Source organism: Pseudomonas sp. (genome assembly GCF_040514055.1).
Lineage (GTDB): Bacteria > Pseudomonadota > Gammaproteobacteria > Pseudomonadales > Pseudomonadaceae > Aquipseudomonas.
The window spans coordinates 73,707-90,461 of record NZ_JBEVDL010000014.1; the positions used below are offsets into that span (position 1 = coordinate 73,707).

Genomic DNA, 16,755 nt, shown 5'->3' on the forward strand with positions numbered 1-16,755 from the left:
GCGCAACGCCGGGAGACGTTGCGTGCCAGGAGTCGATAAACCCTGCCGCTATGGCTCAGGGATCACGAAAGGTAGGCGATCAGCAGTTTCACCCGCAGCCGGGTCGCGCTGCTGGGGTCGCCGCTGCCCGGGGCCAGGACGATGCTCCACTGCGTATAGGGCGTGGGGGTCATATAGACCGCGGTATTGATCGCCCAGGGGCTGTACACGTCCAGGTCCGGCACGTGGTAGGCATAGTTGCCGCTCAGCGGCTTGGTGACAAAGGTGAAATCGCCCTTCGAGCCGAGGCCGTTCTGATAGGTGCCCGAGGTCGAGACCGAGGCGATCACGTTGCCCTTGCTGTTGGCCGTCACGCCGTCGAGGAAAAAGGCCGCCTGGGAAAGCCAGATCGCGCATTGCCCCTGGTTCGGCAGTACGCCGTCCAGTTGCGGCGTGCCCAGTGGCACCGTGAAGGTCAGCGACCATCCGCCGTCCGCCGTCTTGTCGAGCAGGGCCGCATCGCCGGTGGGGCTGTCCCCGCCCACCGGGAGGATGGCGAAGTCGAGCTCGATATGGGCATTGGTGCTGGGCAGCTGGACCGACTGACCGGCGGGGGCGTTGCCTTGCGCAGCCGCCACCCAATCGGCGACACCGACCAGGGCGGCGCCCAGCGCAGCGGCGTCCATGTCCAGGTGCACGGTGCGCGGCGGTGCCTGGAAATTCAGGTAGAAATAGGAAGCGGCGTAGTAGCTCCAGGCCAGGTAGAGCGAGCGTTTGATGGCTTGCAGGCGCCCCTGGATCAGGGCCTTGAGGGCCACCAGTTTCTGGGCATCGGACGTCGCGTTCTGCAGGGTGGCTTGCCAGCGTGCTTCAACGTCATTGGCCGCCTTGATCTGGGCGATCACTATGGTCGCCTGCACCAGCTGCGCCACATAGGCCACATACTTGCCACCAATCGCCTTGCCGTAGCCGGCCAGGATCTTCAGGCTGGCCAGGTAGGTGTCGGCCGCGGCTTGCGCATTGCCGCCGATGGAGCGCTCCAGCGTGCTGATCTTGGCCTCGGCGGTGGCCATGTAGTTATCCCAGTCGGTGACCGGGTCGATGGTGATCGACGCCAGGCTGGCCGGCAAAATGCCGCCGCTGTGCTGGTCAAGCGCCTGCTGCCACAGCAGGCGCCCATTGAGGACGGTTTCCATCAGCGCCGACTGGCTTTGCAGCAGGGCGCTGGCCTGGGTGGACATGTCGTCGGTACTGCCTTGCTGGCCGGCGTCGATGGTAGCGACCAAGCCTTTGATCGCGTCGACGCTGTCGCTGATCGCGTCCTTGAGCGCGCTGGGATCCCCTTCGTAGAGCTTGACTGCGTTAAAGCCCAGGCTGATCACCGACATGGCCAGGTCCATTTCGGCGGACAATTGCGCCCTGATGCTGTCGAGGGTGATTTCGGTGCCCAGGATCTGAAAGGCGGTGTGCGCCCGTTGCGTTTGCAACAGAAACTGGCCGCGCAGTTGGACGATATCGTTGAACAGCGATTGGGTATTGAGGTTGATGCTGTCCAGCTGGGCCTGCAGCGGCGCGACTTCGTCGCTGGCGACCCCCGCCAGGGTCGCGCTGACTGTGGCGATGGCCTGGGCAATATCCTGCTGGGTGTCGAGGGTTTGCAGCTGGCCCTCGTAGTCACGGATGACCACCAGGATGTCGTTCATATGCTGGCTGTAATAGGTCGACGAGAGCACCGGCACGAAGGTGGCGCCCGAGGCGACGTTGAGGGTCACCAGCAGCGCCGCCGCCTGGTTGTACAACTGCCCATAGTTGCTCGGCAGTTGCTGCTGGGTGGCCAGGCTGGCGGTACTGGTCACCACCCAGGCCAGCATGGCTTTCGCCGTGTCGTTGGTCGAACTGTTGGCCGGGTCGTCCATCAGCCAGGCAGCGGCGGAAAAGCTGGCGTACAGGCTGTTGATGTTCCACGAGTAGTCCAGCAGGCTGGCCAGGTTGTTGCCGGGGCTCGGTGGCAACAGGCTGAGCGGCTCATTGCGGGCGGCCAGATAAGTGCTGGCAGTCAGGGCGTCGCTGCCCACCGCTGGGGAGACCTGCCCATCCTGCCCGGTGACGCCCAGGCTGAAGGTGCCGCCCACGGCCGCGCCGACCAGGACCTGCGCCATAAACTCGCCATTGGCCCCAGGCGTCGCGCGGAATGGTTGACCCGCGAGCGCGCTGGTGTCGATATTGCGCACCACCAGCAGCAACCCGCTGGTGGCCACCGTGGGCACGTCCAGCACCAGGGTGTCGGCGAAAATGGCGACGCTGTGCACGCCGCTGGCCGGCTGGTCTTTCAGCACATCCGACAGGTTGGTTTTCAAGCCACAGTAGGTGACGTCGATCAGGCCGCTAACCGGATCCTGCACGCTGACCAACGTGGTGTAAGGGGCCGCCTGTTGTTGCAGGGGCGGCCAGTTCACCGGGACCGCCTGTTGTACCCTATTCATGTGTGTCTCCTTGATGGAAAAACTGAACAGCACCCACACCGCAGGTGACTATTGGCCGGCGGGCGTGGTGTCGGGTGGCAACGGGCTGCCAAAGGGGACGATGCTGTAGGTCACCAGGGAGTTGCTGGTGTATTCGTTGGCCTTGGCGGCAATCGCTTGCCAATCCAGGGTGGCCTGGTCGAGTTTCATGGCCGCGCTCCAGACGGGCAGATTGTCGAACTGGGCAGGGGTGAAGTTCTTGGCGATAAAGTCAAGGTCGGAGCCGATGCTGGTCCAGACGCCCGAGACCCGCTGCAGGTCCGCCAGAAAGGCCTGGGCGGCGGTATTGGTCGGTCCCATCTTCAGGTTGAACGCGCCGAGGTCGTTTTGCAGCGAGAGTTTCTTCTGCTGGTCACTGGAGGCCGCATCGCGCTGGGCGCAGGCCTTGTCGTAAGCATCTCGGGCTTTTTTCGCCTGATCGCCCAACACGCCCGCCAGGGTGGCGGAGATTGGCCAGGCCATGCCGCCGCTCAGGATCATGGTCCCGACCGAGGTGGTGACCGCCGAGATGGTCAGGTCGCGCCAGAGTTTGTAAGCGGTGTCGGCTTCGCTCTGGTAGGAGATGACATCCGCGGCGTCCGCACCAATGGCGCTGACCACGTCGGTATAGAATTTCGACGAGCTGGCGGTATAGGTGGTCATGACGTTGATGGACGGGGTGAGCTGCAGGTTGAATTTCGCCAGGTCCTGGATCAAGGCATTGGTCAGCGTCACCATGGACACCGCCGAGGACTGCAGCCCGCCCGGCCCGGTCAGGATTGACGCCAGTACCTGGGGCAATTGGTCGGGCGGTACCGCGTTGAGTACGGCCATCAACTGCGAGAGCGTCTGGTTGAAGGTCGTCGCGGTTTGATAGAGCTTGGTCGCGAACCAGACGATATGCAGGTACAGCTGGGTAGGGGCGGTATCGCTCTGCAAAATGGCCGGGTTGTTCGCCAGCTCGGTGAGCAGCGCCAGTGGATCGCCGAACAGGGTGCTCAAGCCCTGGATGCTCTTCATGGCCGCGACGCAGCCCTCTACTTCGGCCTCGTCGGTGAAGGTGCCATATTTGCTTTTGAAATCACCGGTCGCGACCGGGAGCTGGGTCGCCTGGGCGATAAAACCCTGCATCTGGATCCAGTCCTGGGTGAACAGGCAGAACAGCGGTGGCGCCCCCGCGGTGGGGTTGTCGACCAGCAAGCCGCTGGGTGGGGAAAAGGTCGAGGGGATGTCGGTGGACGTAGTCATGGTTAACCTTCCTTGTTCAGGGGAGTGGGGACCTGCTAGCCAGCAGGCTTGCCTTGCGCGGGGCGTGTGGTACACACCCGATCGCTGTGGCCTGCCGTTGTTGCAAACGCATCTGAAGCAACCCGCCAGTCGCGGGCCTTAGGGGCTTTGCCGAATCACGGGCGTGCCGAATGACCGCGCGGGCGAACCGGGCGCGGCGGTTTTCTTTGCTTGAAGGGTCTATCCGACGGCGAGCTCAGGGGTGATGAGCGCGTCAGGATTCAATTGGGAGCGTTCATAGGCGGCATTCCCTTGCGTTACTGCGGCGGGTGATCGAAGAACGTGCCTCTAGGTGTAGATCAGCGCCGGTTAATAGCAAGGTGCTAGCAAGGTTTTTTGCGACGCCCTGAAAGGGGCGGCCGTCCATGCGTCTTGATGGGCAGCGATCAGTTCCCAAGGCACTGGCCGTGCTTCTTGGCAGGGCCTTGGAGAGCGGCTCTGGCGCAACGGGCTCAATACGGCGGTAGCGGATCGATGCTGTCTCCCGGCTTCTGTTCGTCGACCCACATCCAGAACAGTTTGTAGGCGACCGCCAGAATTACCGGTCCTATAAACAGCCCGATAATGCCTTTGGCAACCATGCCGCCCAAGGCGCCGATCAATACCACCGGCATGGGCACATCGACGCCACGGCCCAGCAGCATGGGCTTGAGCACATTGTCGGCCAGGCCGGCGATAAACATATACAGGGCGAAGGCGATGGTCGCGGCATCGAAGCCTTGGGTACTGAAGACATAGAGAATGGCGGGCAGGGTAATCAGCGTGGCCGGCAACTGCACGATACCCAGCAGCAGCACGACAAACGCCAGAAATCCCGCTCCTGGCACCCCCATAACGACCAGTCCCATGCCCACCAGCACCATCTGGATAAAGGCGATGCCAATCACGCCCATGGCCACGGCGCGAATGGTGGCGGTGCACAAGTGAACAATATGTGGCCCGCGCTCGGGCCCGGAAATCCGTGTGGTGATCCGTTTGAAGGCGTTTGCACCTTGCTCGCCAAAGGCCATGCAGATGCCGGCGATGATCAATGCCGCGATAAACAGCAGCAGGGCGGCGCTGACATTGGCCAGCGCGGCCAGCAGCACGCGGCCAGTTCCCTTGAAATGGGGCAGCAGGTTTTGCAGGGTACTGGTCAGGTCGTTGGAGGTGGACAGCCACAAGGCATGCAGTTGCGGCCCCACCAGCGGCCAGCCGGCCACGGAGTCGGGCGGCTTGGGTAAACTCCAGGCGCCGCTTTTGAGCAGGGCGATCAAGGACTCCAGGGATTCGCTCAGGGACGATAGCAACAGGTACACCGGCACCAGCAACAGCAATTGCGCGACCACCACGATAAGCGTCGCTGCCCAGCCGTCACGCCAGCCCAGCCGTGCCTGCAAACGGCGCTGCAAGGGATACAGGGTCACGGCCAGTATCACCGACCACACCATCAGTTCCAGAAACGGCGCGAACACCTGATAGGAAAAGGCAACCATCGCGGCGATCAGACCGACCCGGATAAACAGGTCGAGCAGGTCGTGCAACAATCTGCCGCTGCGCCTGAATTGCATTTGCATGGTGCCAGTCCCCTCTCGGATGTAGCGACTGCGTTTGGTTTCCAGTTTTTGCGCCAACTCCGTCAAAGCCTGACGCAGCACCAGCGGATGATCCCTTCCAGGCCCTGGTCCAACGGCTGCTCGAGTACCCCTAGGGTTGTGTCGTCCCAGGCTGTTTGCAGCACTTTTTGCAGCTGCCTAAGGCAGGTTGGCAAAGTATGGGCGATCAATCGCAAAGTGCCAGCGAGGCCAAATAGACACCGCCCTTGTGCCGGCTGCCAACTGTTGCGCGGGTTTAAGGAGTCGCTAAGGTTATATGAGGTGTTCGGGCGTTCGCTGTGTAGAACTTGGTCCAACGTAACCGAAAAACAAAGATATTAATGCCTTTCAATGTCTTGCGGTGTTCCTTGAACAATTGGCACGGTATCTCGACGGGACGCAATAAAAGAGTCACCCCGCTCCCTTACTGTTCTCGGGATGATTAGTTGATTGTTCCGATTGGGCGCGGGTCCCAACAATAGCCCTGCGGCCCGAGGGGGCAGGCGGCGAAGCTGTGAGTTGTTCAGGGAGGGCTGAACTGGCAGGTCTGGTTACTTGGAGGGCGTTGCTGCCGATCAATGGCGTCAGGCACCGCGGTGTAAAGGCTGGCGGTAATACATTTGTGCCACGTTTAGGTTTGGCAAGTGGGTGAGTGCCGCGCTCATTGCTTGCTGGTGATGGTCAGCGCAGCCACCGGTACTACGGATTCCAGCCATAAGCAGTGGCGGTTGTTCGCATAGCGTCCCATGCCCTGCACCTGAGCCTGCTTACACCTGCCGGGTAGGGCATATTCGATTCGCAATACCGGGCGACTTATGCGGGACATTTACAAGCCGATCTTGTTCAAACGATTTGTTATGAGTTTCTTGCTAGCTGCAATTATTTTGCTATTACTAAGTTTTTCCCTCCACGTTAGGTGAGGTTCGAAATGACAACCGCGAAAAAGATGACGGTGGGACAGCTGACCATGCTTACCGCCGTCAATATGCTGGGTTCGGGCATTGTGCTGTTGCCGACCAAACTCGCTCAAGTCGGCGGTATTTCCATCCTCTCGTGGTTGATCACGGCCACCGGCTCGCTGGCGCTGGCCTATGCGTTTGCCCGCTGCGGGATGCTCAGCCGCAAGACCGGCGGCATGGGCGGTTACGCCGAATACACCTTCGGCAAGGCCGGCAACTACCTGACGAACTACACCTATGGCATGTCGTTGTTGATCGCCAACGTGGCCATCAGTATCACCGCGGTCGGCTATATCCAGGTGCTGTTTGACATAAAACTCGATCCCCTGCAGGTGGGTCTGGCGACCATCGCCTTGCTCTGGATCACCACCGTTGCCAACTTCGGGGGCGCGCGGATCACCGGCCGTATCGGTGCCATCACGGTTTGGGGCGTTATCGCGCCGGTGGTGCTGGTGTCCACCGTCGGTTGGTTCTGGTTCGACAGCAGTATCTACGCCGCGGGTTGGAACCCGCACAACATGGGCTACCTGGAAGCGGCCGGCGCTTCGGTGGCAATCACCCTGTGGGCATTCCTGGGGCTGGAGTCGGCCTGTGCCAACACCGATGCGGTGGAAAACCCGGAGAAGAACGTGCCGATCGCGGTGCTGGGCGGTACCGCCGGTGCGGCGGTGATTTATATCGTCTCCACCAACGTGATCGCCGGGATCGTCAACAACCCCGAGCTGGCGGCCTCCACCGCGCCGTTCGGCCTGGTGTTCGCCAAGATGTTCACCCCCTTTGTCGGTGACCTGGTGATGGCGGCGATGGTGCTGGCCTGCATCGGTTCGTTGCTGGGCTGGCAGTTCACCATCGCCCAGGTGTTCAAGAGCTCGGCGGACACCGGGTACTTCCTGTCGATCTTCGCCAAGGCCAACAAGGCCGGTACGCCGATCATCGGCATGTTGATCCTGCTGGCGGCGCAGACGGCCCTGGGCTTCCTGACCATCAGTCCGGACCTGAGCAAGCAGTTCGATACCCTGGTCAACCTCGCCGTGGTCACCAACCTGGTGCCGTACATCCTCTCCATGGCGGCCGTGATGACCATACAGAAAGCCTCTAATGTGCCGGCCGACGCGGCGCTCAAGACCAATATCATCGCCTGGGTGGCGACGGTCTACAGCTACCTGGCGCTGTACAGCTCCGGCGAGCAGGCACTGATGCTCGGCGGCGTGGCGACCATCTTCGGCTACACCATGTTCAGCTTCGTCAACAACCGCCTGATCGCCCTGGAAGCGCGCAATAACAGCGTGCCGACACAAACGGTCAATGCGCAGCACATCACGGGCGAGCCGGTGCCGGTTAACAACCTATAAGCCATGAGTAGGGAGATCAGATAATGTCGGAGTATAAAACCACGGTCGGCATGCTCGCGCTGTTGGTCAGCAGTCCGCCGGACAAGCGCACGGTTTTCGGTCGGTCGCTCAATCAACTGATCACTGAAATGGAAACGCGCGCCATCAGTGTGCTGATGTCGGAATCCCTGAGCGACGCGACCTCGATCCTCAGTTCCGACCCAGCCATACAATGCGTCCTGCTCAGCTGGGAAATGGATGACAGCCCAAACCACGAGGAGTGCATCAAGCTGCTGACCAGCCTGCGTGCGCGTAACACCCGGGTGCCGGTGTTCCTGGTCAGCTACCGCAGCACCGCCTCCACCATTCCGCTGGTGGTCATGCAGCACGCCGACGACTTTATCTGGCTGCCGGAGGACACCAGTCGCTTCCTCAGCGGGCGTATCCTGGCGGCCATCGAACGCTATCGCCAGGCCGTGCTGCCGCCCATGTTCGGCGCGCTGGTGAAGTTTGCCAAAACCTATGAGTATTCCTGGCACACCCCCGGCCACGCCGGTGGTACCGCGTTTCTGAAAAGTACCGTGGGCCGGGCGTTCTACGAGTTCTTCGGGGAAAACCTGCTGCGTTCGGACTTGTCGATTTCGGTGGGTGACCTCGGTTCCCTGCTGGACCACAGCGGCCCCATCGGCCAGGGCGAGCGCTACGCGGCCAAGGTGTTCGGTGCCCATCGCACCTACTACGTCACCAACGGCTCCTCGATGTCCAACCGCGTGATCCTGATGGCCAGCGTCACGCGTAACCAGATTGCCCTGTGCGACCGCAATTGCCACAAGTCGGCCGAGCACGCGATGACCCTGTCGGGGGCCTTGCCCACCTACCTGGTGCCGACCCGCAACCGTTACGGCATCATCGGCCCGATCCTGCCGCAAACCCTGAGCCGCGAAGGGGTGAAAGCCGCCATCGCCGCCAACCCGATGGTCAAGGCCGGCATCGACCCGACGCCGGTGCACGCGATCATCACCAACTCCACCTATGACGGCCTGACCTATAACGTCACCCGGGTCGAGGAATTGCTGGGCCAGAGCGTCGACCGCCTGCATTTCGACGAGGCCTGGTACGGTTATGCGCGGTTCAACCCGCTGTACCGCGATCGCTTCGCCATGCACGGCAGTCCGGACGATCACGATGAATCCAAGCCGACCGTGTTCGCCACCCAGTCGACGCACAAGTTGCTCGCGGCCCTGACCCAGGCCTCGATGATCCATGTGCGCAACGGCCGCAACCCGATCGAACACGCGCGGTTCAACGAGTCGTACATGATGCACGCCTCGACCTCGCCCAACTACGCGATCATGGCGTCCTGCGACGTCAGTTCGGCGATGATGGAGGCGCCGAGCGGGGAGATACTCACCAACGAGTCCATCGAGGAAGCCGTGGCCTTCCGCCAGGTCATCTCGCGCATGCACCACGAGATGGCGGACAAGGACGACTGGTTCTTTACCTGCTGGCAGCCGCCAACGGTGCAAGTGGGCACTGCCGCGGTGCCCTTCCATGCAGCGGATCCGCTGCTGCTGAGGACCGAGCCGAGCTGTTGGGTCTTGCACCCCAACGAGGTGTGGCACGGATTCGGCGACATCGAGGAAGGCTACTGCATGCTGGACCCGATCAAGGTCTCGGTGCTCAGCCCCGGCATGGGCGATGACGGCAACCTGCTCGAGTCGGGCGTCCCGGCCTGCGTGATCACCAAGTACCTGGGACGCCATGGCATAGTCGTGGAGAAAACCACCGACTTCACCATCCTGTTCCTGTTCTCCATCGGCATCACCAAGGGCAAATGGGGCACCCTGGTCAACGCCCTGTTGGACTTCAAGCGCGATTATGACGAGAACACCGATCTGGAGCTGTGCCTGCCGGACCTGGTGTCGGCCAACCAGTCGCGTTACGCCGGCATGGGCCTCAAGGACTTGGCGGATGAAATCTTCGCCGCCATGAAAAAGCACAAGACCACCGCCAGCATGTCCCAGGCCTTCGGCACCTTGCCGCAAGCCGTGTTCAGCCCCGTGGAGGCCTACGAAAAACTGGTGCGCAACGAAATCGAGCTGGTGACCCTGGACCAAGCCGCCGGGCGTCTGGCCGCCACCGGTATCGTGCCCTATCCACCAGGCATTCCCTTGCTGATGCCGGGCGAAAACGCCGGGCCCGCGGACGGGCCATTGCTGGGCTACCTGAAGGCCCTGGAGAGCTTCGACAAGTCCTTCCCCGGCTTCACCCATGACACCCATGGGATCGAGGTCGAGGACGGCGTGCATCGCTTGCTGGTGCTGAAGTAAGGGACCCTTGTCGGTCAAGCGAGTGTCGATCCAGTGGCTTCAGGCGGTGCCGCCCTGGATTGACCCTGCGCTGCTTATCCCCTTGGCTGTTTCGCCCCCTGGGCGAAGCAGTCTTTTTCCAACCCCTCGGTAGCTACTGGCGCCCGGCTACACCCGCTGCCTTGGCGGCCTCGATGGGCTGTCAAGGTACGCTTTCTACTATCCGACCTGCGCACGGTTAACCCCCTTTGGCCATTCCGGCTCGATGTTCCGCACTGCATAACTGTCCATTTTAGCCCCGCCAGGGTGGCCTCGGCACGCCATGCTGCGACAGTCCAGCGGCTCTCGCCGCGGCGTAGGCTCTGCAGTTGCAGGGCGGCGCAGCTCACTTGTACCGTGCAGATCTCGCGTGCGGGTTTCTTCGGTGCCATAACAACATGACTACCTTGTCGGAATACGAGTTTGCGCGCCGGCTGCCCATTTGGGCGGCCCTGTCGGAGCTTTTTGTCGCCAAAGAGCTGCAGCAGTACGACTACCGGGCAATCGCTGCAGTCCTGCAGGGGGCTGGGCGAACCGTTGCGGAACTTGAGGACATCCTCTGCGCGGAGGTTTATCCGGTGTTCAGTAGCAATATCAGCGCCTTCAATACCACGCCGGAAATGGAGCCCTGGAACGCCGAGGAGGTTCGCGCCCTGATGTTTGCCTACCTGCAACGCAGGCGTGGCTTTTTGGCGGGCTTGGCTGCTCGGCTAAGGCGATCACCCTTGGAAAACCCCGTTCTCAAACACAATTGGGGCCAGGTGAAAGCGCTGTTGTAAGCGAATGTCGCTCCTACAGGCAACGTCCCGCACGGCCACACAGACCGAGGGGTGCATGCGGGCGCTGTGGGTTGGTATCGCCCCGGGGGTGGGGCTTCTACAGGTGCGGCGGCGGAGTGGGGCGAGCGTCTTTTGCCACGCCCACAAAAAAGCCGCGCAGGGCGCGGCTTTGAAGGTGGTGGGCCCACACGGACTTGAACCGTGGACCAAAGGATTATGAGTCCTCTGCTCTGACCAACTGAGCTATAGGCCCGGAAAAGCTGGCGGATTATACCGGCGGTGTGGCGGTTGTGCCAATCGAATGCCACGGCACCAGAAAGGTCGCGGCAAAATCCGCCGCCGGCAGAGGACGACTGATCAGGTAACCCTGGATTTGCTCGCAGCCCTCGGCGGCGAGGAACTGTTGCTGGGACAGGGTCTCGACGCCCTCGGCGATCACCGTCAGCTGCATGCTGCGCCCCAGGGCGATGATCGCGCGGGTGATGGCGGCGTCGTGGTGGTCTTCGGGCAGGCCGCGGACAAAGGACTGGTCGATCTTGAGGATATCCAGCGGCAGGCGCTTGAGGTAGCTCAGGGACGAGTAGCCGGTGCCGAAGTCGTCGATGGCCAGTTGCACGCCCAATGCCTTGAGCTCATGCAGGATGCCCAGGGCCTCCTCGGTCTGGCTCATGATGAAGTTCTCGGTGATCTCCAGTTGCAGCTGGTCCGGGGTCAGCCCGGCGTCCTCGAGCAACTGGCGGATGCGCCCGACCAGGTGCGACTGGCGCAGCTGGGCGCCGGCCAGGTTGATCGACAGCGGGCCAAAGGTCACGTACTGCCGCTGCCAGTCGCCCATCTGCCGGCAGGCTTCCTGCAACACCCAGTCGCCCAGGGGCAGGATCAGGCCGTTTTCCTCGGCCAGCGGAATAAAGCGTTCCGGTGTCACCTCGCCGAACACCGGGTGGCGCCAGCGCACCAGTGCCTCGGCCCCGACCAGCCGGTGGTCGTGCAGCGCCAGCTTGGGCTGGTAGTGCAAGCTCAATTCGTTGCGCTCCAGGGCGCGGCGCAGCTCGTTTTCCAGGGCCATGCGCTCGCTGGCCTGGGTGGTCAGGTCGCAGGTGTAGAACTCCACCCGGTTGCGCCCGCGGGCCTTGGAGCGGTACATGGCCGCGTCGGCGTTTTTCACCAGGGTGGCCACGTCCAGGCCGTCCTCGGGGAACAGGCTGATGCCGATGCTGACGCTGATGAAAAAATCGTGCTCGCCGGACTGGAAGGGCAGGTTGAACGAGGTCAGCAACTTGCTGGCGATCAGTTCGGCGTCCTGTTTCTGGTGCAGTCCCGGCAGCAGGATGATGAATTCGTCGCCGCCCAGGCGCGCCACGGTGTCGATATCGCGCAGCTGTTCGCGCAGGCGCTTGGCGATGCTCTTGAGCAGCAGGTCGCCCACCGGATGGCCGAGGCTGTCATTGATGTGCTTGAAGCGGTCGAGGTCGAGGAACAGGACCGCGCCCTGGCAGTCGCCCGCCTGGGCGTCGTTCAGGGTGCTGCGCAGGCGGTTCTCGAACAGCAGGCGATTGGGCAGGCCGGTCAGCGGGTCGTGGTGGGCCTGGTGGTCCAGGCGCGCCTGGGCTTGCTTGAGGGTAGAGATATCGGCGAAGACCCCGACAAAATGGCTGACGGCGCCCTTGCCATTCTTCACCGCGTTGATGGTCAGCCACTCCGGGTAGGCTTCGCCATTCTTGCGCCGGTTCCAGATCTCGCCCTGCCAATGGCCTTCGGCTGCCAGGCGGTGCCACATCGCCGCGTAGAACGCGCTGTCATGCTGGCCGGAGGCGAGCAGGCGTGGCGATTGGCCCAGGGCTTCGGCTTCGCTGTAGCCGGTGATCTCGCTAAAGGCGCGGTTGACCGCGGTGATGCGCTGGGCCAGGTCGGTAATCATCACCCCCTCGGCGGTGCTTTCGAACACGGTGGCGGCCTGCAGCAGCTTTTCCTGCATCTGCTGGCGTTCGGTGATGTCGCGGGCGATCGTCAGCATGCAGGGTTCGCCGCCGATGTTGATCGGCTGCGCGGACAGCTCACAGAGCCGCAACAGACCCTCGGTGGTGCGGATAAACGCGGTGAAGTCGCGGACCAGGCCCTCCACGGCGACCCGCTGGACCAGGCGCATACGGTCTTCCGGGTCGGCCCAGATGCGCAGCTCCAGGGTCGAGCGTTGGGAGGCCTGTTCGGCGCTGTAGCCGGTGATACGACTAAAACCTTGGTTGGCCTCGATCAGCAGACCGTCGCGCAGGCGGGTGATCAGCAGCCCGTCGGGCGAGGCGTAGAACGCCTTGGCAAAACGCTCCTCGGAGTTTTGCAGCCGCAGCTGGGTCTCCTTGAGTTCGCTGATGTCGCGCACCGCCAGCACCAGGGCATCGCTGCCGTCGAGGGCGATGCGCTCGGCCGAGAGCAGGCCGGTGAACCCCTGGCCGTCGCGTCGGCGGAAGGGCAGTTCCAGGTTGCGCAGGTTGTTGCCCTGCAGGCGCTGCAGCAGCTGCGGGCCTTGGTCGGCCTGGCCCCACAGGCCCAGTTCGGTGGCGGTCTTGCCTAGGGCATCGGCGGCGGCGATGCCGAATTGCAACTCGAAGGCGCGGTTCAGCGCCAGCAGGCGGCCATTGTCGCCGCGGGCGATGACCAGGATATCGGGGCAATGGTGGAAGACCGAGGCGAACTTCAGCTCGGACAGGTGCAAGGCCTGCTCGGTCTCCTTGGCTTCGCTGATGTCGATCATCAGGCCGCGCAGCACGGTGACGTCGCCATGCCGGCTCAGGGTGCTGATATCGCGGACCCAGACCACCCGGCCGTCGGCGGCCAACATGCGGTGGTCCAGGCTATGGTCGCGCCCGGCGGCGCTTTCGCGGCGGCAGAAGTCGTCGACGCGCTGCGCATCGTCCGGGTGCACGACGCGTTGCCAGAACCCAGGTTGCAGCCAGTCGGTCAGGGGGTAGCCGAGCAGCTTTTCGGCATGCGGCGAGGCATAGGTGAAGCAGAAATCGCTGGGGCGCGCCTCCCAGGCAATGGCGGAGAGGCTTTCCACCAGGCCGCGGTAGTGCTGCTCGCTGTCGCGCAACTGCAGTTCAAGGGCGGCACGGCGGCTCATCTCGCGAGAGAGGCGGCGGTTGATCAGCAGGATCACGCCGATCACGCCGATCAGCGCCAGCAGGCCCGGCAGCCCATAAACCAGCAGTTCGTGCCAGGGCGTGCGGGTGTCCAGCATGCCGCCGACCCACTGGGTCTGCAGGGCGGCCAGCTCGGCCGCATCGAGGTCGAGGAAAACCTTGTCGATGATGCCGGCCAGCACCGCGTGCTCGCGCGGTACGGCCATTGCCAACTGGTAGCGGTAGGGCGTTTCAGCGGTCACCAGCAGGCCGTCGAAATGCAGTTGGCGCAGGCTCCAGGCACTGGAGGCAAGGTCACCGACGAAGGCATCGGCACGGCCGGTGGCCAGCGCCTGCAGGGCTTCGCGGGCATTGGGCAGGGCCAGCAGGCGCAGTTCGGGGTGGTGTTTGCGCAGCAGCTCGTGGGGGGCGTAGTCGCGGATCACCGCCACCGTCAGGTCCTTGAGGCTGTCCAGGCTGTGGGGCTGCGGACCGTCCACCCGGGCCAGGATGACGATGGGGAAATCCAGGTAGGGGCGGGTAAAGGCCAGGTACTGCTCGCGTTCGGGGGTGGCCATGATGCCAGGCAGCAGGTCGATGCCCCCTGTGCGTACCTGCTTGAGCACCTCGCTCCAGTCGCTCGGCTCCACCGGCTCCAGGCGAATGCCCAGGCGTTGCTCGACCACGCGGATATAGTCGGCCGAGAGGCCCTGGTAGTGGCCCTGGGCGTCGCGGAACTCGAACGGCGGCCAGGTGGAATCGATGCCCAGGCGCAGTTGCGGGTGGGCGGCAAGCCAATCACGTTCGGTTTCGCTCAGGGTCAAGGCGCTCGCAGGCACCGCCCAGAACGCCCAGCACAACAGAACAAGGGCCGGCAGTCTGGGCATAACGGGCTCATATCAGGCGTGCGTTATGAGCGAGTGTAGACGGACGGCGCTGGGCTGCGCGCACAAAGCAAAACCCCCGGTTGGGGCCGGGGGTTTTGGGCTTACTCGTCGAGGAAGGAGCGTAGATGCTCGCTTCGGGTCGGATGACGCAGCTTGCGCAGCGCCTTCGCCTCGATCTGGCGGATCCGCTCGCGGGTCACATCGAACTGTTTACCCACCTCTTCCAGGGTGTGGTCGGTATTCATGTCGATGCCGAAGCGCATGCGCAGTACCTTGGCTTCACGGGCAGTGAGGCCGGCCAGCACTTCGCGGGTCGCTTCCTTGAGGCTTTCCACCGTGGCCACGTCGATCGGCGACTGCATGCTGGAGTCTTCGATAAAGTCCCCCAGGTGCGAGTCTTCGTCGTCGCCGATCGGCGTCTCCATGGAGATCGGTTCCTTGGCGATCTTCAACACCTTGCGGATCTTGTCCTCAGGCATTTCCATGCGTTCGCCCAACTCTTCCGGGGTCGGCTCGCGACCCATTTCCTGCAGCATCTGCCGCGAGATACGGTTGAGTTTGTTGATCGTCTCGATCATATGCACCGGGATACGGATAGTCCGCGCCTGGTCGGCGATCGAGCGGGTGATCGCCTGGCGAATCCACCAGGTGGCATAAGTCGAGAACTTGTAGCCGCGACGGTATTCGAACTTGTCCACCGCCTTCATCAGGCCAATGTTGCCTTCCTGGATCAGGTCGAGGAACTGCAGGCCACGGTTGGTGTACTTCTTGGCGATCGAGATCACCAGACGCAGGTTCGCCTCGACCATCTCTTTCTTCGCGCGACGGGCCTTGGCCTCGCCGATCGACATGCGACGGTTGATGTCCTTGATCTCGGCGAGCGTCAGACCGGTTTCGGCTTCCAGGGCAACCAGCTTCTGCTGGCAACGCTTGATGTCCGGCTGCAGGCGGCCAATGGCTTCAGCGTATTTGCTTTTGCCCTTGGCCAGCTTGTCGGTCCAGCCCTCGTCGATTTCGTTGTTCGGGAACTGGCGCAGGAAATCGGCGCGCGGCATACGGGCATCCCGCACGCACAGTTGCATGATGGCGCGTTCCTGGCCACGCAGGCGCTCCAGGGAATCGCGAACCCGCACCACCAGCGCGTCGTACTGCTTGGGAATCAGCTTGATCGGCATAAACAGCAGGGCCAGCTCCTTGAGCTCGGCAACCCCCTGTTTGCTGTCACGACCGTGCTTTTTCAGCACCTTGTTGGCTTTTTCCAGCTGCTCGGCCACGGCGCCGAAGCGCACGCGGGCGACTTCCGGATCCGGACCGCCATCGCCTTCCTCTTCGTCGTCGCTGTCGCCTTCGGCTTCTTCGTCGTCGGTTTCGGGTTCGGCGGCGTCACCTTCCTTGATCACCGGCACCGGCACTTCGGCCGGCGCGGCAATGCCGTCGTCCGGGTCGATGTAGCCGCTGAGCACTTCGGCCAGGCGCCCACCTTCGGTGGTGACCCGGGTGTACTCGGCCATGATGCTGTCGACCGTGCCTGGGAAGTGCGCGATAGCGCCCATCACCTCACGAATGCCTTCCTCGATCCGCTTGGCGATTTCGATTTCGCCTTCGCGGGTCAGCAGTTCGACCGTGCCCATTTCACGCATGTACATGCGCACCGGGTCGGTCGTACGGCCGATATCGGTCTCTACCGCGGCCAACGCGGCCGCGGCTTCTTCGGCCGCCGCTTCGTCGGTATCGGCTTCGGCCAATAACAGGGCATCCGCATCCGGGGCTGTCTCGAATACGTTGATCCCCATGTCATTGATCATGCGGATGATGTCTTCCACCTGTTCCGGATCTGAAATATCCTCCGGCAGGTGGTCGTTGACCTCGGCGTAAGTCAGGTAACCCTGCTCACGACCACGGCTGATCAACTCTTTGAGGCGAGATTGTTGCGCTTTTCCGGACATAACACCCTATCCACTGAAGGTCTTGGCGGGCAAAAAACAAGCCGAGGA

General features: G+C 62.8%; 8 protein-coding genes and 1 tRNA gene. 3 read left to right on the plus strand and 6 right to left on the minus strand.

The genetic code is table 11. The annotated features are described in order from the left end of the window. Positions 1-62: 62 nt before the first annotated feature. The 3 genes from ABWY06_RS03975 to ABWY06_RS03985 all read right to left on the minus strand — a co-directional run bounded on the left by ABWY06_RS03975 (position 63) and on the right by ABWY06_RS03985 (position 5,323). Positions 63-2,462, minus strand: a complete 2,400-nt coding sequence (locus ABWY06_RS03975) for a hypothetical protein (RefSeq protein WP_353924270.1) — start codon at positions 2,460-2,462, stop codon at positions 63-65. A 48-nt stretch (positions 2,463-2,510) separates the two neighbouring features. Continuing rightward, on the minus strand, positions 2,511-3,728 hold the full coding sequence (locus ABWY06_RS03980; RefSeq protein WP_353924271.1) for a hypothetical protein: 1,218 nt from the start codon (positions 3,726-3,728) through the stop codon (positions 2,511-2,513). A 491-nt stretch (positions 3,729-4,219) separates the two neighbouring features. Continuing rightward, positions 4,220-5,323, minus strand: coding sequence for an AI-2E family transporter (locus ABWY06_RS03985; RefSeq protein WP_353924272.1), 1,104 nt, complete (start codon positions 5,321-5,323; stop codon positions 4,220-4,222). A 946-nt stretch (positions 5,324-6,269) separates the two neighbouring features. Here ABWY06_RS03985 and potE point away from each other — a divergent pair. From potE to ABWY06_RS04000, 3 genes are all read left to right on the plus strand, one after another. After that, complete coding sequence (potE, locus tag ABWY06_RS03990; protein WP_353924273.1) at positions 6,270-7,652, plus strand: putrescine-ornithine antiporter; 1,383 nt, start codon at positions 6,270-6,272, stop codon at positions 7,650-7,652. A gap of 23 nt (positions 7,653-7,675) precedes the next feature. Continuing rightward, a complete protein-coding gene (locus ABWY06_RS03995; RefSeq protein WP_353924274.1) occupies positions 7,676-9,961 on the plus strand; it encodes an Orn/Lys/Arg family decarboxylase in 2,286 nt (761 codons plus the stop codon). A 416-nt stretch (positions 9,962-10,377) separates the two neighbouring features. After that, on the plus strand, positions 10,378-10,758 hold the full coding sequence (locus ABWY06_RS04000) for a DUF7079 family protein (RefSeq protein WP_353924275.1): 381 nt from the start codon (positions 10,378-10,380) through the stop codon (positions 10,756-10,758). Positions 10,759-10,934: 176 nt separating this feature from the next. On the opposite strand, the gene ABWY06_RS04005 is transcribed toward ABWY06_RS04000, so the two are convergent. The 3 genes from ABWY06_RS04005 to rpoD form a co-directional block, all read right to left on the minus strand. Then, positions 10,935-11,011 (minus strand) — tRNA-Ile (locus tag ABWY06_RS04005). A gap of 15 nt (positions 11,012-11,026) precedes the next feature. Further along, a complete protein-coding gene (locus ABWY06_RS04010; RefSeq protein ID WP_353924276.1) occupies positions 11,027-14,761 on the minus strand; it encodes a bifunctional diguanylate cyclase/phosphodiesterase in 3,735 nt (1,244 codons plus the stop codon). Between the two features lie 101 nt (positions 14,762-14,862). After that, entirely contained in the window at positions 14,863-16,707 is a 1,845-nt protein-coding gene (rpoD, locus tag ABWY06_RS04015; RefSeq protein ID WP_353924277.1) for an RNA polymerase sigma factor RpoD, read from the minus strand. Between the last annotated feature and the right edge of the window lie 48 nt (positions 16,708-16,755).

Bases quoted from the DNA above. Each gene is read 5' to 3' on its own strand.
- ABWY06_RS03995 (WP_353924274.1), top strand. From the start codon at position 7,676: ATGTCGGAGTATAAAACCACGGTCGGCATGCTCGCGCTGTTGGTCAGC.
- ABWY06_RS04000 (WP_353924275.1), top strand. From the start codon at position 10,378: ATGACTACCTTGTCGGAATACGAGTTTGCGCGCCGGCTGCCCATTTGG.
- rpoD (WP_353924277.1), bottom strand. From the start codon at position 16,707: ATGTCCGGAAAAGCGCAACAATCTCGCCTCAAAGAGTTGATCAGCCGT.
- ABWY06_RS04010 (WP_353924276.1), bottom strand. From the start codon at position 14,761: ATGCCCAGACTGCCGGCCCTTGTTCTGTTGTGCTGGGCGTTCTGGGCG.
- ABWY06_RS03980 (WP_353924271.1), bottom strand. From the start codon at position 3,728: ATGACTACGTCCACCGACATCCCCTCGACCTTTTCCCCACCCAGCGGC.
- ABWY06_RS03975 (WP_353924270.1), bottom strand. From the start codon at position 2,462: ATGAATAGGGTACAACAGGCGGTCCCGGTGAACTGGCCGCCCCTGCAA.
- ABWY06_RS03985 (WP_353924272.1), bottom strand. From the start codon at position 5,323: ATGCAAATGCAATTCAGGCGCAGCGGCAGATTGTTGCACGACCTGCTC.
- potE (WP_353924273.1), top strand. From the start codon at position 6,270: ATGACAACCGCGAAAAAGATGACGGTGGGACAGCTGACCATGCTTACC.